This is a genomic window from Devosia sp. Root635, from assembly GCF_001427605.1.
Taxonomy (GTDB): Bacteria; Pseudomonadota; Alphaproteobacteria; order Rhizobiales; family Devosiaceae; genus Devosia.
Window position 1 is genome coordinate 53,604 of record NZ_LMGZ01000024.1, and the last position, 21,266, is coordinate 74,869.

At 64.6% G+C, this 21,266-nt stretch carries 20 protein-coding genes and 1 tRNA gene; 5 read left to right on the forward strand and 16 right to left on the reverse strand.

Features of this window, described 5'->3' with window-relative positions; all coding sequences use genetic code 11:
* Positions 1 to 389 precede the first annotated feature (389 nt).
* Positions 390 to 2,015: an MFS transporter gene (locus ASD80_RS17900; protein WP_056236040.1), complete on the forward strand. Its 1,626-nt coding sequence runs from the start codon at positions 390 to 392 to the stop codon at positions 2,013 to 2,015.
* A 255-nt stretch (positions 2,016 to 2,270) separates the two neighbouring features.
* Here ASD80_RS17900 and phoB read toward each other — a convergent pair whose 3' ends face one another.
* From phoB to ASD80_RS17940, 8 genes are all read right to left on the reverse strand, one after another.
* Positions 2,271 to 2,972 carry a phosphate regulon transcriptional regulator PhoB gene (gene phoB / locus ASD80_RS17905; protein WP_056236042.1) on the reverse strand — a complete coding sequence of 234 codons (702 nt, stop codon included), beginning with the start codon at positions 2,970 to 2,972 and terminating at the stop codon, positions 2,271 to 2,273.
* Between the two features lie 172 nt (positions 2,973 to 3,144).
* On the reverse strand, positions 3,145 to 3,855 hold the full coding sequence (phoU, locus tag ASD80_RS17910; RefSeq protein ID WP_056236046.1) for a phosphate signaling complex protein PhoU: 711 nt from the start codon (positions 3,853 to 3,855) through the stop codon (positions 3,145 to 3,147).
* A 25-nt stretch (positions 3,856 to 3,880) separates the two neighbouring features.
* A complete protein-coding gene (pstB, locus tag ASD80_RS17915) occupies positions 3,881 to 4,663 on the reverse strand; it encodes a phosphate ABC transporter ATP-binding protein PstB (protein WP_244489049.1) in 783 nt (260 codons plus the stop codon).
* Between the two features lie 75 nt (positions 4,664 to 4,738).
* Positions 4,739 to 6,103, reverse strand: a complete 1,365-nt coding sequence (gene pstA / locus ASD80_RS17920; protein ID WP_056236050.1) for a phosphate ABC transporter permease PstA — start codon at positions 6,101 to 6,103, stop codon at positions 4,739 to 4,741.
* 2 nt (positions 6,104 to 6,105) lie between these two features.
* Positions 6,106 to 7,482 carry a phosphate ABC transporter permease subunit PstC gene (pstC, locus tag ASD80_RS17925; RefSeq protein ID WP_056236051.1) on the reverse strand — a complete coding sequence of 459 codons (1,377 nt, stop codon included), beginning with the start codon at positions 7,480 to 7,482 and terminating at the stop codon, positions 6,106 to 6,108.
* 62 nt (positions 7,483 to 7,544) lie between these two features.
* Positions 7,545 to 8,555 (reverse strand): substrate-binding domain-containing protein, encoded by a 1,011-nt coding sequence (locus ASD80_RS17930; protein WP_056236273.1) that lies wholly within the window; start codon positions 8,553 to 8,555, stop codon positions 7,545 to 7,547.
* Between the two features lie 397 nt (positions 8,556 to 8,952).
* Positions 8,953 to 9,768: an aldo/keto reductase gene (locus ASD80_RS17935; protein ID WP_244489043.1), complete on the reverse strand. Its 816-nt coding sequence runs from the start codon at positions 9,766 to 9,768 to the stop codon at positions 8,953 to 8,955.
* A gap of 56 nt (positions 9,769 to 9,824) precedes the next feature.
* A complete protein-coding gene (locus ASD80_RS17940; RefSeq protein WP_056236054.1) occupies positions 9,825 to 10,580 on the reverse strand; it encodes an IclR family transcriptional regulator C-terminal domain-containing protein in 756 nt (251 codons plus the stop codon).
* 154 nt (positions 10,581 to 10,734) lie between these two features.
* On the opposite strand from ASD80_RS17940, the gene ASD80_RS17945 reads away from it, so the two are divergent.
* Positions 10,735 to 10,810: transfer RNA gene (locus ASD80_RS17945), tRNA-Ile, on the forward strand.
* A 49-nt stretch (positions 10,811 to 10,859) separates the two neighbouring features.
* Here the strand turns inward: ASD80_RS17945 and ASD80_RS17950 are convergent.
* On the reverse strand, positions 10,860 to 11,996 hold the full coding sequence (locus tag ASD80_RS17950; RefSeq protein ID WP_056236277.1) for a DJ-1/PfpI family protein: 1,137 nt from the start codon (positions 11,994 to 11,996) through the stop codon (positions 10,860 to 10,862).
* An 89-nt stretch (positions 11,997 to 12,085) separates the two neighbouring features.
* Here ASD80_RS17950 and ASD80_RS17955 point away from each other — a divergent pair, with 89 nt between their 5' ends.
* The 3 genes from ASD80_RS17955 (at position 12,086) to fabA (ending at position 14,241) form a co-directional block, all read left to right on the forward strand.
* Complete coding sequence (locus ASD80_RS17955; protein WP_056236058.1) at positions 12,086 to 13,039, forward strand: GlxA family transcriptional regulator; 954 nt, start codon at positions 12,086 to 12,088, stop codon at positions 13,037 to 13,039.
* 73 nt (positions 13,040 to 13,112) lie between these two features.
* Positions 13,113 to 13,700: a TetR/AcrR family transcriptional regulator gene (locus tag ASD80_RS17960; RefSeq protein WP_056236060.1), complete on the forward strand. Its 588-nt coding sequence runs from the start codon at positions 13,113 to 13,115 to the stop codon at positions 13,698 to 13,700.
* A gap of 7 nt (positions 13,701 to 13,707) precedes the next feature.
* Positions 13,708 to 14,241: a bifunctional 3-hydroxydecanoyl-ACP dehydratase/trans-2-decenoyl-ACP isomerase gene (gene fabA, locus ASD80_RS17965; protein WP_056236062.1), complete on the forward strand. Its 534-nt coding sequence runs from the start codon at positions 13,708 to 13,710 to the stop codon at positions 14,239 to 14,241.
* Between the two features lie 55 nt (positions 14,242 to 14,296).
* On the opposite strand, the gene ASD80_RS17970 is transcribed toward fabA, so the two are convergent.
* The 7 genes from ASD80_RS17970 to ehuB all read right to left on the reverse strand — a co-directional run bounded on the left by ASD80_RS17970 (position 14,297) and on the right by ehuB (position 21,016).
* Complete coding sequence (locus ASD80_RS17970) at positions 14,297 to 15,667, reverse strand: aspartate aminotransferase family protein (RefSeq protein WP_056236064.1); 1,371 nt, start codon at positions 15,665 to 15,667, stop codon at positions 14,297 to 14,299.
* 26 nt (positions 15,668 to 15,693) lie between these two features.
* Positions 15,694 to 17,181, reverse strand: coding sequence for an NAD-dependent succinate-semialdehyde dehydrogenase (locus ASD80_RS17975; RefSeq protein WP_056236067.1), 1,488 nt, complete (start codon positions 17,179 to 17,181; stop codon positions 15,694 to 15,696).
* Positions 17,182 to 17,296: 115 nt separating this feature from the next.
* Entirely contained in the window at positions 17,297 to 17,800 is a 504-nt protein-coding gene (locus ASD80_RS17980; protein ID WP_056236071.1) for an Lrp/AsnC family transcriptional regulator, read from the reverse strand.
* Between the two features lie 108 nt (positions 17,801 to 17,908).
* Positions 17,909 to 18,682: an ectoine/hydroxyectoine ABC transporter ATP-binding protein EhuA gene (gene ehuA / locus ASD80_RS17985; protein ID WP_056236073.1), complete on the reverse strand. Its 774-nt coding sequence runs from the start codon at positions 18,680 to 18,682 to the stop codon at positions 17,909 to 17,911.
* Positions 18,679 to 19,374 (reverse strand): ectoine/hydroxyectoine ABC transporter permease subunit EhuD, encoded by a 696-nt coding sequence (gene ehuD, locus ASD80_RS17990; RefSeq protein WP_056236075.1) that lies wholly within the window; start codon positions 19,372 to 19,374, stop codon positions 18,679 to 18,681. Before ehuD ends, ehuA begins: the two co-directional genes overlap by 4 nt.
* 2 nt (positions 19,375 to 19,376) lie before the next feature.
* A complete protein-coding gene (gene ehuC, locus ASD80_RS17995) occupies positions 19,377 to 20,048 on the reverse strand; it encodes an ectoine/hydroxyectoine ABC transporter permease subunit EhuC (protein ID WP_056236078.1) in 672 nt (223 codons plus the stop codon).
* A 98-nt stretch (positions 20,049 to 20,146) separates the two neighbouring features.
* Entirely contained in the window at positions 20,147 to 21,016 is an 870-nt protein-coding gene (gene ehuB / locus ASD80_RS18000) for an ectoine/hydroxyectoine ABC transporter substrate-binding protein EhuB (protein WP_056236082.1), read from the reverse strand.
* Positions 21,017 to 21,266: the final 250 nt, after the last annotated feature.

Genomic DNA, 21,266 nt, shown 5'->3' on the forward strand with positions numbered 1-21,266 from the left:
TCAAGGGGAGTGTTTACATTGGACGCATTTATCACTCGGCGTCATTCCCGCGCAGGCGGGAATCCACTCTGTGGAGAGCACGGCAAGAATGGATTCCCACCTGCGGGGGAATGACGCTGCGGAACTGAAGTGCCCGAGGTGAATACCCCGTTTGGCGGGGATAAGTTTTTTCGGTGGGCCGAAAACGAACCGCATTCACCGCGAATTGGTTAGCGGACTGTTAACATCGAGCGCAGCAAGTGGTGAAAGCCGCGGGCTGTTGTTTGGCGTCTGACGCGCCTGCTGACGGCTGGCGCATCGGACAATTCTCCCCCATTGTGGTTCGGTCGATGCCGCGCTAGCCAAAGCACGCGTGGCCAGTCCGGACGTTGGAGGCAAGAGAAGGCGTTATGGCTGAGCGAATGTCCGTGCTGGCGCCATTCCGGCATGAAACCTTCCGGCTGCTGTGGCTGGCGACGCTGGTGTCCAACCTGGGCGGGCTGGTTCAATCGGTCGGTGCCGGCTGGATGATGACGACGCTGACGGACTCGCACAACATGATCGCGCTGGTGCAGGCGTCGACGACGCTGCCGATCATGGTGTTCTCGCTGGCCTCGGGCGCATTGGCCGACAATTTCGACCGGCGCACCATCATGCTGATCGCGCAGGGCGGGATGATGGTGGTGTCGGTGGCGCTGGCGGTGCTGGCCTTTATGGGCATGCTCAGCCCGTGGCTGCTGCTCGGCTTCACCTTTCTCATCGGCTGCGGCACGGCTTTGTTCAATCCGTCCTGGCAGGCCTCGATGGGCGATATCGTGCCGCGGCACGAACTGGCCGGGGCGGTGACGCTCAATTCCATGGGCTTCAACATGATGCGCAGCGTCGGCCCGGCGGTGGGCGGGCTGATCGTGGCTTTGGCCGGGGCGGGCGCGGCCTTTGCGGTCAATGCCGTGTCCTATGTGCCGCTGCTGGTGGCGCTGGGGCGGTGGAAGCCGGAGCGGGTGGCCAACCGGCTGCCGCGCGAGAATTTCGCCAGCGCCATGTGGGCCGGCATTCGCTATGTGTCGCTGTCGCCCAACCTGATGACGGTGTTGCTGCGCGCGTTCCTGTTCGGGTTCGGCGCCATTTCCGTGCTGGCGCTGCTGCCGTCGGTGGCGAGCGAATATGTAGGCGGCGGGGCGCTGGTCTATGGCACGCTGCTGGGCAGTTTCGGGCTGGGCGCCATTGGCGGAGGCTTCCTCAATGGGCGGGCGCGCGAGCGCCTGAGCAATGAAGTGATCGTGCGGGCGGCCTGCGTGGGTTTTGCGGTGAGCTGCGCGGTGCTGGGGTTCAGCCGCGATCCAGTGCTGAGCCATTTTGCCCTGTTGCCGGCCGGGGCCTGCTGGGTGCTGTCACTGTCGCTGTTCAATGTGTCGATCCAGCTGTCATCGCCGCGCTGGGTGGTGGGGCGGGCATTGTCGCTCTACCAGACGGCGACCTTCGGCGGCATGGCCGTGGGCAGCTGGATCTGGGGTCTTTCGGCCGATGCGGTGGGGCCGGGCTGGGCGCTGGCGCTGGCCGGATGGGTATTGCTGGCCTGTGCGCTGGTGGGATTCCGGCTGCGGCTGCCGCAATTCAACGCGCGCGACCTCAACCCGCTCGATACGTTCAACGAACCGATCCTGCGGCTCGACCTCAGGCCGCGTAGCGGGCCGATCATGGTGATGATCGACTATTCAATCGACCAGGAGGACATTCCGCGCTTCCTGGCGCTGATGGCGGAGCGGCGGCATATCCGCATCCGGGACGGGGCACGGCAATGGGCGGTGCTTCGCGACCTGGAACATCCCGATATCTGGACCGAATCCTATCATGTGCCGACCTGGATCGATTACCTGCGGCACAACCTGCGGCGGACCAAGGCGGATTCGGAGAATACCGACCTGATCCGGGCGCTGCATCGGGGCGAGGGATTGCCCAAGGTGCGGCGGATGATCGAACGGCAAACCGTGCCGCTGCGGGATGATACGCCGTTGCGGGAGGGGCCCGAGATTTAGGAACGGCCGATATTCAGCTGATGCTGGTCTGCAAATGCCGGTGTGCTGCGCTTCCGGTCCTCACGTACGGGAGTACGCTCCGGTCCGGTTCTCGCAAACCAGCATTTTCGACTCAGCCTGAGCTGAATCTCGACCGGTCCTTGGTGCCATCCTGGCCGGTGAACGAACGTCGTCTCTTACGAGTATGTGGGAAGGCCCCCTCACCCGACCCGAAGACGTGTCGACCTCTCCCCCGAAGGGAGAGGTGAAGAGGGCTCAGGCGACCTGGGCGAAGCGTTCGTCGAAGGCGTAGCCGGCGCCGCGGACGGTGCGGATGGGGTCGGTTTCGCGGCCGCGGTTGATGGCGCGGCGGAGGCGGCCGATATGGACGTCGACGGTGCGCTCGTCGACATAGACGTCATTGCCCCAGACGCCGTCGAGCAGTTGCTCGCGGGAATAGACGCGGCCGGGATGGCGCATCAGGTATTCGAGCAGGCGGTATTCGGTGGGGCCGAGATGCACGTCGCGATTGGCGCGGCGGACGCGGTGGGTGGTGCGGTCGAGCTCGAGATCGCCGACCTTGAGGGCGGCGGTGACGAGATTGGGATTGGCGCGGCGCAGCAGGGCATGGATGCGGGCGACGAGTTCGGGGACGGAGAAGGGCTTGACGACATAGTCGTCGGCGCCCGTGGCCAGGCCCCGGACACGCTCTTCTTCCTCGCCGCGGGCGGTGAGCATGATGATCGGCACGCGGGCGGTTTCCTCGCGGGCGCGCAGGCGCCGGCAGAGTTCGATGCCGGATATTTCGGGCAGCATCCAATCGAGCAGGATCAGGTCGGGCAGCTTGTCCTGGATGGCATGCTGGGCCTCGTCGCCGGATTCCGCGGTGACGACGCGGAAGCCCTCGGCCTCGAGATTGTAGCGCAGCAGGATGGCGATATCGCCTTCGTCTTCGACCACGAGAATGGTGGCAGGCATGGGGCGGATGCTCCGTCGATTGGATCCGTTTGGATCCGATAGTTCAATGGTGGCCTCCCTCCCCCTTGAAGGGGAGGGTCGGGGAGGGGGTGGCTCCGTGGTCTGTTGAGGGACCCCCACCCTCATTCCCTCCCCTCAAGGGGGAGGGAGGCGATGAACAGTGGCTTCCGTATCAAGCCTTGATCTGGGTGCGTTGCAGTTCCTGGACTTCGCTGGTGAGCTGCTTGCCGGTCTGGAGATAGTAGGCGCGCTCGGCGATGTTGGTGGCGTGGTCGCCGATGCGTTCCAGGTTCTTGGCGCAGAACAGCAAATGGGTGCAGGGCGTGATGTTGCGCGGATCTTCCATCATGTAGGTGAGAAGTTCGCGGAACAGCGAGGTGTGCATGGCATCGACCTCGTCGTCGCGGTTGCAGACTTCGATGGCGCGGGCGGAGTCGCGGTTGGCGTAGGAATCCAGTGCTTCCTTGATCTGGCGGAGGACCAGGGCGGTCATGTTCTTGACGCCGTTGTAGAAGGTGGGCTGCAGGCTCATGCCTTCGAGCTTGAGCGAGCGGCGGGCCAGTTGCTTGGCCATGTCGCCGACCCGCTCCAGGTCGTTGGCGACGTGGATGGAGGTGATGATGGCGCGCAGGTCGGAGGCCATGGGCTGGCGGCGGGCGATCATGGAGACGGCCATTTCGTCGATGCGGCGCTGCATGTCGTCGATGCGCTGGTCGGCGATGATGGTGAGATCGGCCAGTTCGCGGTCAAGCTTGAGCAGGGCCTTGGTGCCGTTTTCGATAGCGACTTCGACCAGGCCGCCCATTTCGGCAATGGATTGGGCCAGAAGGGTCAGCTCGTCGCTATAGGCGGTGACGATGTGGTCGGTGCCAGTCGGGGACATGGATTTTTCCTCTTGAGGCGCAGGGTTAGCCGATGCGGCCCATGATGTAGTCCTGGGTCTGCTTGTTGACCGGGTTGGTGAAGATGTCTTCGGTGACGCCTTCCTCGATCAGGTTGCCCAGGTGGAAGAAGGCCGTTTTCTGCGACACGCGGGCGGCCTGCTGCATCGAGTGGGTGACGATGACGATGGTGTAGTTCTCGCGCAGCTCGTCGATCAGTTCCTCGATGATGGCGGTGGCGATGGGGTCGAGCGCCGAGCAGGGCTCGTCCATCAGGATGACTTCGGGACCGACGGCGATGGCGCGGGCGATGCAGAGGCGCTGCTGCTGGCCGCCGGAGAGGCCGGTGCCGGGCTCGTTGAGGCGATCCTTGACCTCTTCGAAGAGGCCCGCCTTGCGCAGCGAGGAAACGACGATCTCGTCCATGTCGGCCTTGGAGCGGGCCAGGCCGTGGATGCGGGGGCCATAGGCGACGTTCTCGTAGATCGACTTGGGGAAGGGATTGGGCTTCTGGAACACCATGCCGATGCGGGCGCGCAGCTCGACCACGTCGAGGGAGGGATCGTAGATGTCCTCGCCGTCGAGTTTGATCGTACCGCCGACCTTGGCGCCCTCGATCGTGTCGTTCATGCGGTTGATGCAGCGCAGGAAGGTGGACTTGCCGCAGCCCGAGGGTCCAATGAAGGAGGTAACGGCGCGGTCGGGAATGTCGATCGAAATGCCGTGCAAAGCCTGCTTGGCGCCGTAGTGGACGGTGACGTCGCGGGCGGTGAGCCGGATGGGGCGTTCGAGCATGTCGGTCGGGTTCATGGCTGATTTCACTGATTGCTGGGTCATCTTAACCTTGCCGGCGACCATATCCATTTGACTCATCCTTGTCGTTCGCTAGGCGCGCTTTTCGAGGCGCGAGCGCAGGTAGATGGCGACGCCGTTGAGCAGGATCATCACGGCAAGCAGGACCATGATGGCGGCGGCGGTGCGCGGTTCGAAGAAATTGCGGTTTTCATTGCCCTGCCAGAGATAGATCTGGACGGGCAAGGCGGTGGCCTGATCGAGCGGGGTCAGGGGGACCGAGGCGACGAAGGCCTTCATGCCAATGAGCAGCAGCGGCGCGGTTTCGCCCAGGGCCTGCGCCACGCCGATGATGGTGGCGGTGAGGATGGAGGGAAAGGTCACCGGCAGGACGTGGTGGAACACCATCTGGGTGCGCGAGGCGCCCATGCCCAGCGCGGCCTGGCGCAAAGCGGGGGAAACGCCCTGCAGCGCACCGCGGGTGGCGATGATGATGGTGGGCAGGGTCATCAGGGTCAGCACCAGGCCGCCGACAATGGGGGCGGAAATGGGCAGGTGCAAGTAGTTGATGAACACGGCGGCGCCGAGCAGGCCGAAGACGATGGAGGGCACGGCGGCGAGATTGTTGATATTGACCTCGATGAGATCGGTCCAGCGCGAGCGGGGCGCGAATTCTTCGAGATAGACGGCCGCGGCGACGCCGATCGGCACGGCGAGGATGATGACGATCAGCATCATCCACACAGTGCCGACAAAGGCGCCAAGCAGGCCTGCCGAAGCGGGGGCAGCGCGGCTATCGACATTGGTGAAGATGGACCAGGCGAAGCCGTTGGAGATGGTGCCGTTTTCGACGAAAGCGTCGATGAGGGCGCGGGCCGGGGCCGAAAGCTGCTGCTGGGCATCGCCCAGCGAGCGGTCGATATTGCCCTTGATCCAGTTGGCGGCATTGGCCGAGGCGAGCACGTCGACCTCGACCGTCTGGCCGAGCAGGGATGGATCGGCGACGAACATTTCACGGATATCGTGGCGGGCGTCGGTTTCGGCGATGGTGAGAATCTGGCGGCTGTCGATCTCGACATCGGCGGGGGCGGCGGCGCGAAGCGAAGCCTCGACCACCTTGTTCCAGTTCAGCATGGCGACGTCGCGCTGCCATTTGAGGCTGGCTGCGGTGTATTCGGCCTGGGAGGCAAAGGCGTCGCGGACCGGGGCCGGATCGACCTTGAGCAGTTCGGGATCGAAGGTGACCGCCAGATGCAGGTTGGACTGGGTGAAGGCGGGCACGCCCTTGCGCACCACATCGACAAACAACAGGGCGACGAAGCCCAGAGCCAGCACGATGGCCGCGAGGCCGAGGCCGCGGAAGATGGTTTCGCCCAAATGGCGGCGGCGCAGGCCGGCGCGGATGCGCTGCGTGCGATCGAGGGAAGCCTGGCGGGTGGTGGAGAGCGTATCGGTCATGATTATTCGTACTGCTCCCGGAAGCGGCGGACGATGTAGAGGGCGACGATATTGAGGCCGAGCGTGATGACGAAGAGCGTGAGGCCCAGCGCGAAGCCGACCAGCGATTGCGGCCCGGTGAAATCGGTATCGCCGGTGAGCTGGTTGACGATGGAAACGGTGATGGTGGCGACCGGCTCGAAGGGATTGCCGCGCAGGACCGGGGCATTGCCGGCGGCCAGCACCACGATCATGGTTTCGCCGATGGCGCGGCTGACGGCGAGCAGGAAGGCGCCGACAATGCCGGGCAGGGCGGCGGGCAGCAGCACGTTGCGGATGGTTTCGGACTGGGTGGCGCCCAGGCCATAGGCGCCATCGCGCAGGGTGCGCGGAACCTGGTTGAGAATGTCGTCGGACAGGGACGACACGAAGGGGATGATCATGATGCCCATGACGATGCCGGCGGTAAGGGCGCTGGTGGCATTGATGGAGAGGCCGACCAGATTGCCCATGTCGCGCAGGAAGGGGCCGACCGTGACCAGAGCGAAGAAGCCGAAGACGATGGTGGGAATGCCGGCGAGGATTTCGATCATCGGCTTGGCGACGGCGCGCAGCTGGGGCGGGGCATACTGGCTGAGATAGATCGCGGCCATGAGGCCGACAGGCACGGCCACCAGCATGGCGATGGCGGTGATCATCAGCGTGCCGACCAGCAAGGGCAGCAGGCCGTAGCTGCCCCAATTGCCAGCGGAGCCGGCATTATTGGGATTCCACACCGTGCCGAAGAAGAAATCGAACGGGTGGATGAAGGTGAAGAAGCGGAAGGCTTCGGTGACCAAAGAGGCGACGATGCCCACGGTGGTCAGGATGGCAACGGCGGAGCAGGCGAGCAGCGCGAGATTGACGACGCGCTCCACGGCGTTACGGGCCCGCAGGCGGGCATCGATGCGGCTGCGGGCGTAGATCAGCGCCGCGCCGCCGGCCACCAGGGCCAGCACCAGCACGCCGACAAAGGTCAGCATCTGGAAGGAGCGCAGGGCGCCACCCGCCGCCTGTTCCCAGGCCGGGCTTTCGCCGGTGACACCGTAGCCGGACGCCAGGGCGCCGATGCGGGCGATGGCGGCGTTGAGGCCGACCTGGTCGAGCGACGTCATGATGTCGGTGGGGATCAGCGACACGGTGTAGTCGCGGGTAAGGCCGCCGCCGAACCAGGCCCAGAGGCCGAGGATAACGAGGGCCGGGACCATGGCCCAGATGGCGACGAAGGAGCCATGATATTGCGGGCGGGAGTGGATATTGACGCCATCGGCGGTGACGAGGCCCCGGCTGCGGGACCAGCCGGACTGGTAGGCCACGCCCAGCAGAACCAGCAGCAGGCCGGCGACGATCAAGGCATTCATGGGACGGCTCCCCGGACGGAATGAAGCGGGCCGCGCCTCGGTGGCGCGGCCCAGGGTCGGTTTTACTGAGCGCCGGCTTCGAAAGCGGCGAGGATTTCAGCGGTCTTTTCGGCGGTCTGCGGGATCAGGCCGGCAGCTTCGAGAATGCCACCGTCGCCAGCCATCTGCTCGGAGAGGAAGAACTGAACATATTCCTCGATGCCGGGGATGGTGCCGATGTGCTGGCCCTTGACGTAGAAGAACAGCGGACGGCTGACCGGGTATTCACCGGCAACGACCGATTCCTTGGAGGGGACGACGCCATTGACGGTCGCGACCTTGAGGGTGTCGGTGTTCTGCTCGTAGAAGGAGAGGCCGAACACGCCGACCGTGTTGGGATCGGAGTTCAGGCGAGCCAGGGTTTCGGTGTAGTCGCCCGAAATCTCGACCACAACGTCCTGACGGAAGGCAGTGCAGGCATCTTCCGGAGCGCCTTCGGGCAGGCCAGCTTCTTCGCAACCGGCGGTCACGACGCGTTCCTGGAAGACTTCACGGGTGCCGTGGTTGGAGGCCGGAACGGCCAGCGCGATCGGCTGGTCGGGCAGGGAGGCGTCAACCTCGGCCCAGCTGGTATAGGGGTTCGGAACCAGGGCGCCATCGACAACGACGTTGGCGGCAATGGCCTTGTAGACCTGGATCGGGGTCAGGGCGAAATCGGGACCCGAAGCGGCCGAGGCGAAGACGATGCCGTCATAGCCGAACTGGACCTCGCGGATATCGGTGACGCCGGCGGCGGTGCAGGCTTCGGTCTCGCCGGCCTTGATCGGGCGGGAGGCATTGGCGATGTCGATGGTGTTGTCGCCCACGCCGGCGCAGAACTGGCTGAAGCCGCCGCCCGTGCCGCCCGAACCGACGACGGGGGTCTTGAATTCGGGGAAGGCGGCGCCGAATTCCTCGGCCACGATGGAGGCGAAGGGCAGGACGGTCGAGGAGCCGGCAACCTGGATGGTGTCGCGCGACTGGGCGAAGGCGGCAGTGGTGCCGAAGGCGGCAAGCGCGATAACGGCGGCGCTGGCGTAGAGTGCGTTTCTCATGGGGACTTCCCTTTCGGAATTCAGTTCAAAACCTGGCTGGCCGATCCGGCAGTTCATTCCCCGGCGCCGCCCTTTGACGAGGGGGACCATATGGGCGGTGCACGACGGTTTTATTGCGGTTGCGTGACGCGTTTGTGACAGGTCAAGCGCATGATTTCGCTATAGAATTTTTGGAACAATCCGTGGCCGCGCAGAATCTGTGACGATTGAATGTGACAGATTTCCACGACTCTCACGCGCCTGCGATGCCCTGGGCGACCAGTGCCGCCCCCGGCTCGAACCATGGCCGCTTGTGCCGGGTCGAGAGTGGTTCTCGGCTCAAGCGGTCGGTGGGTTGAGCGAGCTTCCGGGTGTTCCTTGCTCCGACCTCTAGACCATCAGTGTGACACTGATGCGATCAATCCCAGGCCGGGGCGGTGGTCGGGTTGATGCGGCGCGTGCCGCGATCGACGGTGGCGATGGTGGCCATATCTTCCGGCGTTAGGATGACGTCCTGCGCGGCGAAGTTGCTGGCGAGACGTTCGGGCTTGCCGGAGGTAGGGATGGCGGCCAGGCCGCGGGCAAAGGCATAGGCGATGGCGAGCTGGGCGACGGTGCAGCCCTTGCCGGCCGCCAGTGGTTCCAGCACCGGATCGCCGGCGAGGGTGCCCTTGGCGATGGGCTGGTAGGCGGTGACCGGAATGCCGGCGCTGGCGCAGAAATCCACCAGCTTGCGATTCTGCAGATAGGGGTGGCACTCGACCTGGTTGTTGGCGATGGGGACGGCGCCGAGAATGGTTCGCGTCTGCTGCAGCAGTGCGATGGTGAAATTGGATACGCCGATGGTTCTGGTGAGGCCGAGCGCCTGGGCTTCGGCGAGCTGTTCCACATAGACCGGGAGCGGCACCTGGTCGTGGGGGGACGGCCAGTGAATCAGGGTCAGGTCGACCTGGTCGACGCCGATGGTGTCGAGGCTGCGGCGCAGCGAGGGGATGAGCTTGCCGGGTCCGAAATTGGGCATGTCGATCTTGGTGGTGATGAACATGTCGGCGCGCGGCAGGCGGGACTGGCGCAGGGCCTCGCCACATTCGCGCTCGGTGTCGTAGCTCTGGGCGGTGTCGAGGTGGCGGTAGCCGATCTCGATGGCGGCCAGCATGGCGGCCACGCCCTCGGCGCCGCGGCGGCCATAGGTGCCGAGGCCCATCAGGGGCATGCCGTGTTTGTTCTTCTGCATTGGATTCTCCGCGAGTCGGCGTGATCGTAGGTTAGCGCTAATATGGATGGCAAGGGTCAGCGCAGCAGGGGGCGCACCTCGGATTGGACTTTCCGCATCAGGGGCAGGAAATTGGCGATCATGTGCGAGGTGGAGGCACGGGCGGACTGGGCGCCGATATTGAGCGCGGCAACCGTGTGGCCCTGGGCATTGAACAGCGGCACGGCGATGGAGCAGAGGCCCAGCTCCAGTTCCTCGTCGATGACGGCGAAGCCCTGCGCCGCGATGACGGCCAGTTCGGTGGTGATCGAGGGCAGGTCGGCCTTGGTCTTGGCGGTATAGGCGATGAGCTCGGAGCGGTTGAGCACTTCGCGGGCGGCAGCGGGCGGGAGAGACGCGAGCAGGATGCGACCCATCGACGTGCAATAAGCAGGCAATCTCGCTCCGGCCCCGAGGTTGATCGACATGACCCGGCGATAGGAGGCGCGGGCGATATAGAGGATTTCGGTATTGTCGAGCACGGCGGCAGAGGAGCTTTCGTTGATCTGGCCGGACAGTTCTTCGAGGAAGGGCTGGATCAACCGGGGCAGCGGCGTGGCGGCAAGATAGGAATGGCCCAGGTTAAGTACCCGTGGCGTAAGGCGAAAAAACTTGCCATCATAGCTGGCATAGCCGAGATGAACGAGAGTCAGCAGGCAGCGGCGCGCAGTGGCGCGCTCGAGCCCGGTACGATTGGCGACATCGGTGATCGACTGGCTGGCATGTTCCTCGTCGAAGCATTCGATGACCGAGAGGCCCTTGACCAGGCCGTTGATGATATCGCCTTCGCGCATGGAAGCTCCACCGTGCTGTGCCGGATTGGTCATAACAGATGGGCGGGTTGCGAACAAATATCGTTGGGCGCACGGGTGACAAAAGCCGCGCATCCTGACCCCGGTTTCAGGTTCCCCCTTGCCAGCGGGCAGGACAATGCTAAGACGCGGGCGCGGGCCTATAGCTCAATGGTTAGAGCCGACCGCTCATAACGGTCTGGTTCCAGGTTCGAGTCCTGGTGGGCCCACCATAATTTGCGGGCGCTCCGAGGGATCGGGGCGCCCGCTGGTGTTTGCGGGTCAGCGGCCGGGATATTCCAGTTGCATGGCCACGACATGTGCCGTCGGCGCCCCGTAGCGCGTGGCGATGTCGTCGAGGGCCGCTTCGAGCGCCAGGACGGGCCGGGTGAGGCCGGGCGGCGTCAGGGCCGCCATGCCCGGCTCCGGCGCGGCCGTGTCGGGGTGGACGGCAATGCCGTCGCTGCCGGTGACGGCTTCGCCGGCAGGCGCCATGGTCAGGGCCCGGGAACGATAGGTTCGCGACCAGGCATCGGCCACCAAGGCGAGCGAGACGGTATCGAAGCCGGGTTCGAGCGGCAGGGCGAGCTGTTCGCGCTGCCAGAACTGCATGACATTGCCCATGACCGTGGTGGCGAAAGGCCGCGACAGGCGGAAGGCGACGCTGTCGTGGGACCCATCCCAATGATCGAGTCCGATTTCGCTGGCGACCGCCTGCGCCTTGGCGCGACCGGCGATCGCCTCGATGAGGGTGAGCGCTATCGGCATGGATGCGGTGATACCGGTGGTGGTGGCGACCTTGCCATCGATGACGAAGCGGCGGTCGGGGACGTAGGTGATCGAGGGGTGCTCCCGCAGCAGTTCCTTGAGGTAGAACCAGTGGGTGGTGCCGCGCTTGCCGTCGAGAAGCCCCGCGGCGGCAACGACCTTGGCGCCGGCGCAGACGGCCACGACCATGCTGCCTTTTTCCGCCTGCCGGCGCAGCCAGTCCATGACCGCGGGGTCATCGTCGCGGCTCATCGCTGGCACGATGACGTAGTCGGCGCCGTCGGGATAGGCTTGGTCGAAGGCGGCAATCGTCATGTCGGGGTCGACCGTGAGCGCCGGATAGAGCTTTACGGCGCCTGCCCCGGTCGCCAGCAGGAACACGTCGGCGATATCGGCGCGGCGCAGGATGCCCGCCGGCATCAGATAGTCAGTGGTCTCGGTTGCGTCATTGATGCCGATGATCGCGATGACCGGGCGCTCGCGCAAACGCGGGCGCAACCCATCGACGACGGCCGCCGCTTCCTCCGCTGCCAGCGGGGCAGGGGATGCGGCAATGTCGGCAGGCAGCGTTGCCAGCCAGATCCCGAAGCCGCCGAGGGCCAGGACGGCCACGCCGAGCAGGCCCAAACCGGCCATGGCACGTTTCTTCATGCTCCCCTCCTTGGTGCGCATTGTCTGTTGACGCCAGATTACCCAGCGGCGATCCTGTCCGAAATGACATAAATCGGGCGAATACTGCCATGACCAGACGGATCGGCTTTGTCATTCATCCCGGATTCCAGTTCCTCGACGTGGTGGGGCCGGTGGCCGCATTCGAGATTGCGTCGCGCTATGTTCCCGACGGCTACGGCATCGACATCCTGGCCCCGCAAGCCGGAAGCATGGTCAGTTCCTCGGGCCTGGCCCTCGCGGCCTTGCCGCTCGATGCGGACGGGTTCGACACGATCGTCGTTTCCGGCGGGCAACTGGTGACGGACATGGGGGCGTTCCGCAGTATCGTCGCGTGGTTGCGGGATGTTCGCCCGCGCCGGCTTGCCAGCGTGTGTTCCGGCGCGTTCCTGCTGGCCGAAGCAGGGCGGCTCGATGGCCGTGCCGCCACCACCCATTGGGAAAGCGCCGAGCGCTTCCGGCGGCGCTATCCGAAAATTCGCCTCGAACCGGATCGAATCTTTACCCGCGATGGGGACGTCTGGACTTCGGCCGGAATCTCGGCCGGCATCGATCTCGCACTGGCCCTGATCGAGGACGATCTCGGGCAGGCAATCGTCCGCCGCACGGCGCAGCAGCTTGTGGTGCATAGCCGCCGGCCGGGCGGGCAGTCGCAATTTTCCGGCCTGCTGGAACTGGGCGGACTGTCGGGTCGCTTCGAGACGCTGGTCGAGTGGATCAAGGCCAACCTAACCGAACCGCTGACGGTCGAGCGGCTGGCCGAACGCGCGATCATGAGCCCGCGCAATTTTGCACGCGCGTTCCTGCGGGATACCGGCACGACGCCGGCAAAGGCGGTGGAGCATCTGCGGATCGAGGCGGCGCGCCATGCCGTGGAGACCGGCACGGGAAGCCTGGAGCAGATCGCGCGGGGCGCCGGCTTCAATGATGCCGCCCGGATGCGGCGCGCGTTCCTGCGGGTGCTCGGACAATCGCCGCAGGCGCTGCGGCCGGCAAGGTGGCCGCCAGACCGAGCTACAAGCTGAGCTGACGCGTCCGCCCGGTTGACAATTTTCGAGTCTGATGTTGAATTGAATTCAATTTAGACTGGATGAATTGATGGCGGGTGGAACGCGCAAGACGCTGATTGCGGCGGCGCAGCAGGAGCTTATCGAGGGCGGCGGGCAGCTGGAAATGCAGGGCGTGGCCAGGCGGGCGAGGGTCTCGGTCGGGCTGGCCTATCACCATTTCGGCTCGAAGGCAGGCCTGATTGCAGCCGTGGTTGAAGACTTCTACGCCCGCCTCGATGACGTCGCTTTTGCGGGGGCAAAGCTGGTTTCGAGCAGCTTTACCGACAGGGAGCGGGAGCGGATCGGCGTCTATCTCGACTTTCACTACACCCATCCATTTGCGCCCATTGTGATGGGTGCCTTGAGCCGGGCGCCTGAAGTGCTGGCGGTGGAGGCCGAGTTTACCGGGCGGCAGCTCGCTTCGGGCGCGCGCATGCTGCAGGCGGCGCAGCGCGATGGCCTGTTGCCCGACGATATCGATCCCCGGCTGACCATTGCGCTGATGATCGGTGGGATTCGTCAGGCGCTGATTGGCGCCCTTGCCAGCGAGACCCGCCCCGACCCGGAAAAACTGACCGACGATATCTGGCGCTTCATCGCTGCCGCGCTGCGGCTGCCCCACCCCTCATCCTCATAGGTTTGCCTTGTCCAACCCACACGACGTTCACACGCCCCAGTCCTCCTACTCGAAAGAAGACCTGCTCAGATCAAGCGCGGGCGGGTATTTCGGTCCCGGCAATGCGCAGCTGCCGGCGCCCCCGATGCTGATGATGGATCGCATCACCGCGATCAGCCTGGATGGCGGCGAATATGGCAATGGGCTTATCGTCGGCGAGTTGGATATCTCGCCCACTCTGTGGTTTTTCAACTGCCACTTTCCGGGCGATCCGGTGATGCCGGGATGCCTTGGGCTCGACGCCATGTGGCAGATGATCGGCTATTGGCTGGGGTGGTCGGGCTCGCCCGGCAAGGGGCGGGCGGTGGGCGTGGGTGAGGTCAAGTTCAAGGGGCACATCACGCCCGAGACCGGGCTGGTGCGGTATGAGGTCAGCATGCGGCAGGTGCGGCGAGGCCGGCTGGCGCTTGGCATTGCCGATGGCAGGGTCTTTGCCGACGGGCAATGTGTCTATACCGCGCGGGACATGCGGGTTGGGCTGATCCCGCCGGTGGCGGGCTAGGTCCTCCGGAGTATTGCCGCGAAGGCAGGAACACTCCGGAGAAATCCGGCCAAGGTTAGCCGAGCACGTCCTTGACGGCCTGGGCGAAGCTGCCGACGACGATGTCGGCTTCCTCGCGGGTAAGGCAGAGTGGCGGAGCGAAGCCGATGATGTCGCCCTGCGGCATGGCGCGGGCGATGACACCGCGGGCCAATAGGGCCGCAGCCAGGCGCGGGCCGACTTTCTCGCCGGCATCGAAGAAGGTGCGGCTGTCGCGATCCTTGACGAATTCGACGGCGCAGAGCAGGCCGACGCCACGGATATCGCCGACATTGGGATGGGCAGCCAGCGCATCACTCATCGCCGCCTTGAAATAGGCGCCGACGGTACCGGCATTTTCAACCAGGCCCATCGAATCCACCAGCTTGAGGTTGGCAATGCCGGCGGCTGCGCCGATGGGGTGGGCGGAGTAGGTCCAGCCGTGGCCGATGGCGCCGTTTTCGTCGGTGCCGCGCACCAGCACATCCCACATGCGTTCGGAGAAGATGGAGCCCGACAGCGGTGCATAGGCCGAGGTCAGCCCCTTGGCGATGGTGATGATGTCGGGCTTGAGGCCATACTTGTCGGAGCCGAACATGCTGCCGAGGCGGCCGAAGGCGGTCACGACCTCGTCGACGATCAGCAGGATATCGTGCTTGTCGAGCACGGCCTGGATGGCGGGCCAGTAGCCCTGGGGCGGTGGCACCAGGCCGCCGGTGCCGAGCGCCGGTTCGCCGATGAAAGCGGCGATGGTATCTGCGCCTTCGCGCTCGATCATGGCTTCGAGTTCGCTGACGCAATGGGCGACGAACTGGGCTTCGCTCATGGCCAGGTCGGCGCGGCGGTAATAATAGGGCGCCTCGGTGTGCAGGACCGGCGACAGGGGCAGGTCGAACTTGTTGTGGAAGCCACTCAGCCCAGTCAGCGAGCCGGTCATCAGGCCCGAGCCGTGATAGCCGCGCCAGCGGGAGATGATCTTCTTTTTCTGCGGGCGGCCCAGGATGTTGTTGTAGTACCAGACCATCTTGATGTTGGTCTCGTTGGCGTCCGATCCGCCAAGGCCGAAATAGACCTTGGACATGTTTTTGGGCGCGCGGTCGAGGACCATCTTGGCCAGTGTAATCGAGCTCTCGGTGCCGTGCCCCACATAGGCATGGTAGTAGGACAGTTGGCGCGCCTGCTCGGCGATGGCCTCGGCCACTTCCTGCCGGCCATATCCGACGTTGACGCAATAGAGGCCGGCAAAGGCATCGAGCAGCCGGTTGCCGTCGCGATCCTCGATATAGACCCCAGAGCCGCCGGTGACGATCCGCGTCGGCGCTTCGCCGCGGGCATGCTGGCCCAGATGGGTGGACGGGTGGAAGAAGCTTTCGCGATCCCACTGGCCGAGTTGGTCATTGGTGAGCATGGGTGGGTCCTTTCGGGGTGGTTATTTCAACGCCAGTCGCGGCAGACGTATTTGACTTCGGTGAAGACCTCGAGGCCGAGGCGCGCGCCCTCGCGGCCAAGGCCGGATTGCTTCATGCCGCCGAAGGGGATGGGCGCGCCGGTGACCTTGGTGCGGTTCACGGCGACCATGCCGAATTGCAGGGCGCGGCTGGCGCGATAGATGCGGCGCGGATCGTTGGTGTGGAGATAGGCGATGAGGCCATAATCGGTGTCGTTGGCGACAGCGAGCACGGCGGCTTCGTCATCGAAGGGGGCAATGGCGGCCACCGGTCCGAACGTCTCCTCGTGCATGACGAGGGCATCGGGCGGCACGTCGACCAATACGGTCGGCTCGTAGAAGAGCGGGCCGGCCGGATGGACCTTGCCGCCGGTGAGGCAACGGGCGCCGCGGGCGATGGCGTCGTCGACATGGCTCACCTGCTTGTCGACGGCCTTCCGGTTGGTGAGCGGACCGAGGTCGCAGTCTTCAAGGCCGGGGCCGATAGACAAGGAAGCGGTGGCGGCGGCGAAGCGCTCGCAGAACTCGGCATAGACCGGACGCTCGATGAAGAAGCGGTTGGCCCCCAGGCAGTCCTGCCCCGAGGTGGCGAACTTGGCCTTGATGGCCTCTTCCACAGCCTGGTCGAGATCGGCATCGGCGAAGACGATGAAGGGCGCATGGCCGCCCAGTTCGAGCACCAGGTGCTTGATGGTATCGGCGCTCTGGCGGTACAGCAGGCGGCCGATTTCGGTGGAGCCGGTGAAGCTCAGCACGCGGATGCGCTTGTCTGCAGTCCAGGCGCCGACGATTTCGGCGGCATGGCCGGTGACGATGTTGAAAACACCGGGCGGCATGCCGGCGCGCTCGGCAAGGACAGCCAAAGCCAGCGCCGAGAATGGCGTTTCCGAGGAGGGATGGGCGACGCAGGTGCAGCCGGCTGCCAGCGCGGCCGCCGCCTTGCGGGTCAGCATGGCGCTGGGAAAATTCCACGGCGTTATGAGGGCGGCGACGCCGGCCGGTTCGCGCCACACCTCGACTTCGGCATCGGGGAGGTGTGACGTGACACTCTCGATATTGGGGCGCTTGGTCTCTTCGGCGTAGAATTCGACGAAGGAGGCGGCATAGTCGATTTCCCCACGCGCCTCCGAAAGCGGCTTGCCCTGCTCCAGGGTCATTAGCAGCGCCAAATCCTCGCGGGCGTCGCGAATGGCCTCGAACCAGGCGCGCAGGATGGCGGCGCGCTCCTGCGGCAGCAGGCCGGACCACAGGGGAAAGGCGGCGGTGGCGGCATCGACGGCCTGCCGCGCCTGGGCGGCGTCGAGCGCCGGAACGCGGCCGATTTCGCCGCCGGTGGCGGGATTGAGCACGGCGATGTGGCCACTAGCGCCGGTGGTGACGCTTTGCCCGCCGATATAGGCGGCGCGGCAGAACAACTCGGCATCAGCCAGGCCGGCGAGGCTGTCAGCGGTGATTACGGGGGAAAAAACGGACATGGCCAATTGCCTCCTGCCCGCTGACACTATCGGGACGGGGCCAGAGGCGTTCGCCAAACTGGAGGAGGAAAAAGGATGGTTGACCTGTTTGCCGCGAGGCGGCGAGGCATTTCGTCTATTGGGACGGTTGCGCCAGCAGTTCGACGGGGACCGGCTCGTTCTTGACCGGCATGGTCACGACATAGGTGTAGTAGCGCTTGATGCCGATCTGTTGCGCCAGCAGGCTGTCGATCAGCGCCTGATAGTCGCTCAGCAGGCGCACCACGATCTTGCAGAAATAGTCGACGCCGCCGCCGACCGCCCAGCATTCGATGACTTCGGGCAGCGTCTTGATCCGGGCCTCGAAGCGGGCGAAGTCCTCGGCGCGGTGGCTTTCCAACTCGACCTGGACGAAGACCATGGTGGTGGGGCCGAAGGCCTTCAGCGACACGCGGGCGCCGTAGCTTTCGATGATGCCGGCTTCCTCGAGACGGCGCAGCCGCTCCCAGCATGGCGTTGCCGACAGATTGACCCGCTCGGCCAGGGCCGCCTTGGGAATTCTGCCTTCGCGCTGCAGAATGCTCAGGATTTTTATATCCCGGTCATCCAGCCTCTGTGTTTCGGACTTGGATGAGTTCACGCCAGACCGGTATCCGTTTGATGCCGGCGAACCATAATGCTGTTCCGTGGTGGGCGTCCAGATGGCTCCTGTCATATCAACTGCTTGCGTGAATTGCGCCAGGCCGGATCATCCTTCGAGCACGGCCTTGAGGAAGGCCCGGGTGCGCTCCTCCTTGGGGTTGGTGAACAGCTCGTCGGGCGTGCCCTGTTCCTTGATGTTGCCCTGGTCGAAGAAGCACACCCGGTCGGATACTTCGCGGGCGAAGCGCATTTCATGGGTGACCAGCAGCATGGTCAGGTCATGCTCCTCGGCCAGCTTGGCGATGACATTGAGCACCTCGCCCACCAGTTCGGGATCGAGCGCCGAGGTCGGCTCGTCGAACAGCATCACTTTCGGGCGCATGGCGAGGGCGCGGGCGATGCCGACGCGCTGCTGCTGGCCGCCCGAAAGCTGATTGGGAAATTTCTGCAACTGATCGGCCAATCCGACCAGTTGCAGCAATTCCTCGGCGCGTTCGCGAGCGTCCTGCTTGGACAGGCCCAGCACCGACATCGGCGCTTCGGTGAGATTGCGCAGCACGGTCATGTGCGGGAACAGGTTGAACTGCTGGAACACCATGCCGAGCTGCTTGCGCATCTTGCGCAGATGGGCCTCGCGCGCGGGGACCAGGCCGTTCGGCCCCTGCTCGTGCCACAGCGGTTCATTGCCGACCGAGACCACGCCGCCATTGATCTTTTCAAGCGTCATCAGGATGCGCAGCACGGTGGACTTGCCTGATCCGGAGGGGCCGATGATGGTGACTTTCTCACCTCGCGCCACCTCGAAATCGAGGTCGTTGAGCACGCGGTAATTGCCGTAGCTCTTGACGACCTTTTCGAACTTGATGATTGGCTCGCTCATTTGAAGGGCAGCCCTCTCTTGGGGAGTTTGGCATCGACGAAGCGCACCAGCGCCGAGGCGACAAGGGTCATGATCAGGTAAAGGCCGCCCACCATGGACAGGGGCACCAGGTAGTTGAAGGTCTGGTCGCCGATGATGCGGGCCACGCCCAGCATTTCGAGCACGGTGACCACCGAAAGCACCGGCACGTCCTTCATGATCGACACCAGGTAATTGCCGAGCGCCGGAACCACGCGCGGCACCGCCTGGGGCAGGATGATGTGGGTGAAGGTGCGGGAGGCCGAAAGGTCGAGTGCCTTGGCCGCCTCGCGCTGGCCCTTGGCCACGGCCTCGATGCCGGCCCGGTAGACCTCGGCCATATAGGCGCTGTACTGGACGCCCAGCGCCAGGGCGCCGGTGGCGAAAGCAGGCAGGATGATATTGTAGTCGGCCAGCACGTAATAGAGGAAGAACAACTGCACCAGCAGCGGCGTATCGCGGAAAAACTCGGTGATGACGATGGTCGGCCAGGAGACGATCTTGAGCGGCACGCTCTTGAGCACCGCGAAGATGAGGCCAAGGACCATGGCGATGGCAAAGCCGGCAATGGTGGCCTGGATGGTGACCACCATGCCGCGCAGCAGGATGGGCAGGATCGACAGGGCGAAGGCCAGGTCGCCATTGCTGGTGTCCCAGGTGATTCCGAACAGCATGGCTAGCTCCTCGCCCCGCGCCAGCGGCCGACCGAGGCCTCCAGCACGCGCATCATGGCGGTCAGCACCAGAGCCATGCCGAAATACATCAGCAGGACGATGGTGTAGATGGTGGTGCTGTCCTGGGTGTAGTTGCGCAACTGTTCGGCCCGGAATGCCAGGTCGCCCAGGCTGATCAGCGAGGCCAGCGCCGTGTCCTTGAGGTTCTGCACCGCCAGGTTGCCGAAGGACGGCATCATTTCGGGGATCGCCTGGGGCAGGCTGATCTTCCACAGGGTCTGGCGGCGGGTGAAATTGAGGGCGGTGGCCGCCTCATACTGGCTGGGGGTGACGGCCTGGATGGCGCCCCGCACCACTTCGGCACCATAGGCGCCGATATTGAGCCCAAGCGCCGCCACGCCCGCCACGACGGGCGGCAGGCGCAGATCGAGCCCGATCGCATCGCCGGCAATGGGCAGGGCGAAATAGAGCCAGAACAGCTGCACCAGCAGCGAGGTGCCGCGGAAGATCTCGATATAGGCAATCGAGACGGCGCGAATGGCCCAGTTGTCACTGAGCTTTCCTATGCCGAAGATGAAGGACAGCAGGGCGCCGAGAATGGTCGAAAACACCGTGAGCTGCACGGTAATCCAGGCGCCGTCGGCAAGCGGTTTGAGATAGTCAAACCAGGGCATGGCGGGTGGTCCTCTCGCGCTCAGAGACTGTTTGAAAAACTCTGGCAGTCTCTCAGAAAGGAGCCATGGCCGGATCATCCGGCCATGGCGTCACGAGCCTATTCGGCGCAAAGGGCCTCGGTGGTCGTTGCCGTGGAGCCGGCAATGTCTTCCGGGGTAAAGCCGTAGCTGGCGAGGATTTCCGCCCAGGCATCGGTTTGCTTGAAAGTGGCCAGTTCGGCGTTGAACGCGTCGCGCAGGGCCACCGAGTCACTGTTGAAGTTGAAGCCGCCCCAGCTGCGGGCGACCTTGCCATCGATCACCGGATCGACGAAATCGGGCGCCAGCTCCACCTTGTCGCTCTTGCTGGCAAGATCGCTGGCGGTGAGGCCGGTGGCGGCATAGGCGTCGGCGCGGCCATTGGCGACGGTCGAAATGGCGTCGGCATTGGCGGCGATGATGACGATGTTTTCCTCGGGAACGCCGAGCGCCTGCATCATGTTGAGCTGGTCGGCACCGGCCATGACGGCCACTTTCAGGTCGGAACCGGCGAAGTCGGAATATTCCTTGATGCCCTTGGGATCGCCCGCCATGACCAGCAGCCCTTCACCATAGGAGGTGTTCGGCTCCGAATAGATGACCTGCTGGCAGCGCTCGGGGCGGATGGCCATTTCCGAGGCGGTCAGGTCGAAGCGGTTGGCCTGGAGACCAGGAATGAGCGAGCTGAAATTGGTCACCACCCACTGGATGTCGTCGGCTTCCATGCCGAGGGCCTTGACCACCTGGACGGCCACGTCGGGCCCTGCGCCCTTGGGGTCGCCGTTGGGATCGAGATAGCCGTAGGGAATTTCATTGGCGACGGCGATGCGGATATAGCCGCGCTCCTTGATTTCCTCGAGCGTGACGGCGCTGGCCGCGGTGGATGCCAGTGCGAGGGCAGTGATGGCGGCGAAGACTGGCGTGGCGTGTTTGCTGAAAGTTCTGCGCATATCGTGACTCCTGTGTCCCTGTGGTCGGTATGCTGAAAGCAACCATTTCGATGTCGCCGGGGGTGTTGCGGGGCAGTGGGCCGAGTGGACGTAAGCGGCGGTCGGACCTGGACCGGAAGCGATAAATGGCCCGAAAACTGCAGTCTGCTGGTGTCCCCCTCAAGACGTCGCATCGCAGTATTCAGGGTTGCGGAGAGGGGGTTCCGAGTCGAGGGAGGATACATCTATTTGTGATGGAAGTTTGCAGTCG

Coding starts and splice junctions, on each gene's coding strand:
- ASD80_RS17900 (WP_056236040.1), top strand. CDS start 390: ATGGCTGAGCGAATGTCCGTGCTGGCGCCATTCCGGCATGAAACCTTC.
- phoB (WP_056236042.1), bottom strand. CDS start 2,972: ATGCCTGCCACCATTCTCGTGGTCGAAGACGAAGGCGATATCGCCATC.
- phoU (WP_056236046.1), bottom strand. CDS start 3,855: ATGTCCCCGACTGGCACCGACCACATCGTCACCGCCTATAGCGACGAG.
- pstB (WP_244489049.1), bottom strand. CDS start 4,663: ATGAACCCGACCGACATGCTCGAACGCCCCATCCGGCTCACCGCCCGC.
- pstA (WP_056236050.1), bottom strand. CDS start 6,103: ATGACCGATACGCTCTCCACCACCCGCCAGGCTTCCCTCGATCGCACG.
- pstC (WP_056236051.1), bottom strand. CDS start 7,482: ATGAATGCCTTGATCGTCGCCGGCCTGCTGCTGGTTCTGCTGGGCGTG.
- ASD80_RS17930 (WP_056236273.1), bottom strand. CDS start 8,555: ATGAGAAACGCACTCTACGCCAGCGCCGCCGTTATCGCGCTTGCCGCC.
- ASD80_RS17935 (WP_244489043.1), bottom strand. CDS start 9,768: ATGCAGAAGAACAAACACGGCATGCCCCTGATGGGCCTCGGCACCTAT.
- ASD80_RS17940 (WP_056236054.1), bottom strand. CDS start 10,580: ATGCGCGAAGGCGATATCATCAACGGCCTGGTCAAGGGCCTCTCGGTC.
- ASD80_RS17950 (WP_056236277.1), bottom strand. CDS start 11,996: ATGAAGAAACGTGCCATGGCCGGTTTGGGCCTGCTCGGCGTGGCCGTC.
- ASD80_RS17955 (WP_056236058.1), top strand. CDS start 12,086: ATGACCAGACGGATCGGCTTTGTCATTCATCCCGGATTCCAGTTCCTC.
- ASD80_RS17960 (WP_056236060.1), top strand. CDS start 13,113: ATGGCGGGTGGAACGCGCAAGACGCTGATTGCGGCGGCGCAGCAGGAG.
- ASD80_RS17970 (WP_056236064.1), bottom strand. CDS start 15,667: ATGCTCACCAATGACCAACTCGGCCAGTGGGATCGCGAAAGCTTCTTC.
- ASD80_RS17975 (WP_056236067.1), bottom strand. CDS start 17,181: ATGTCCGTTTTTTCCCCCGTAATCACCGCTGACAGCCTCGCCGGCCTG.
- ehuA (WP_056236073.1), bottom strand. CDS start 18,682: ATGAGCGAGCCAATCATCAAGTTCGAAAAGGTCGTCAAGAGCTACGGC.
- ehuD (WP_056236075.1), bottom strand. CDS start 19,374: ATGCTGTTCGGAATCACCTGGGACACCAGCAATGGCGACCTGGCCTTC.
- ehuC (WP_056236078.1), bottom strand. CDS start 20,048: ATGCCCTGGTTTGACTATCTCAAACCGCTTGCCGACGGCGCCTGGATT.
- ehuB (WP_056236082.1), bottom strand. CDS start 21,016: ATGCGCAGAACTTTCAGCAAACACGCCACGCCAGTCTTCGCCGCCATC.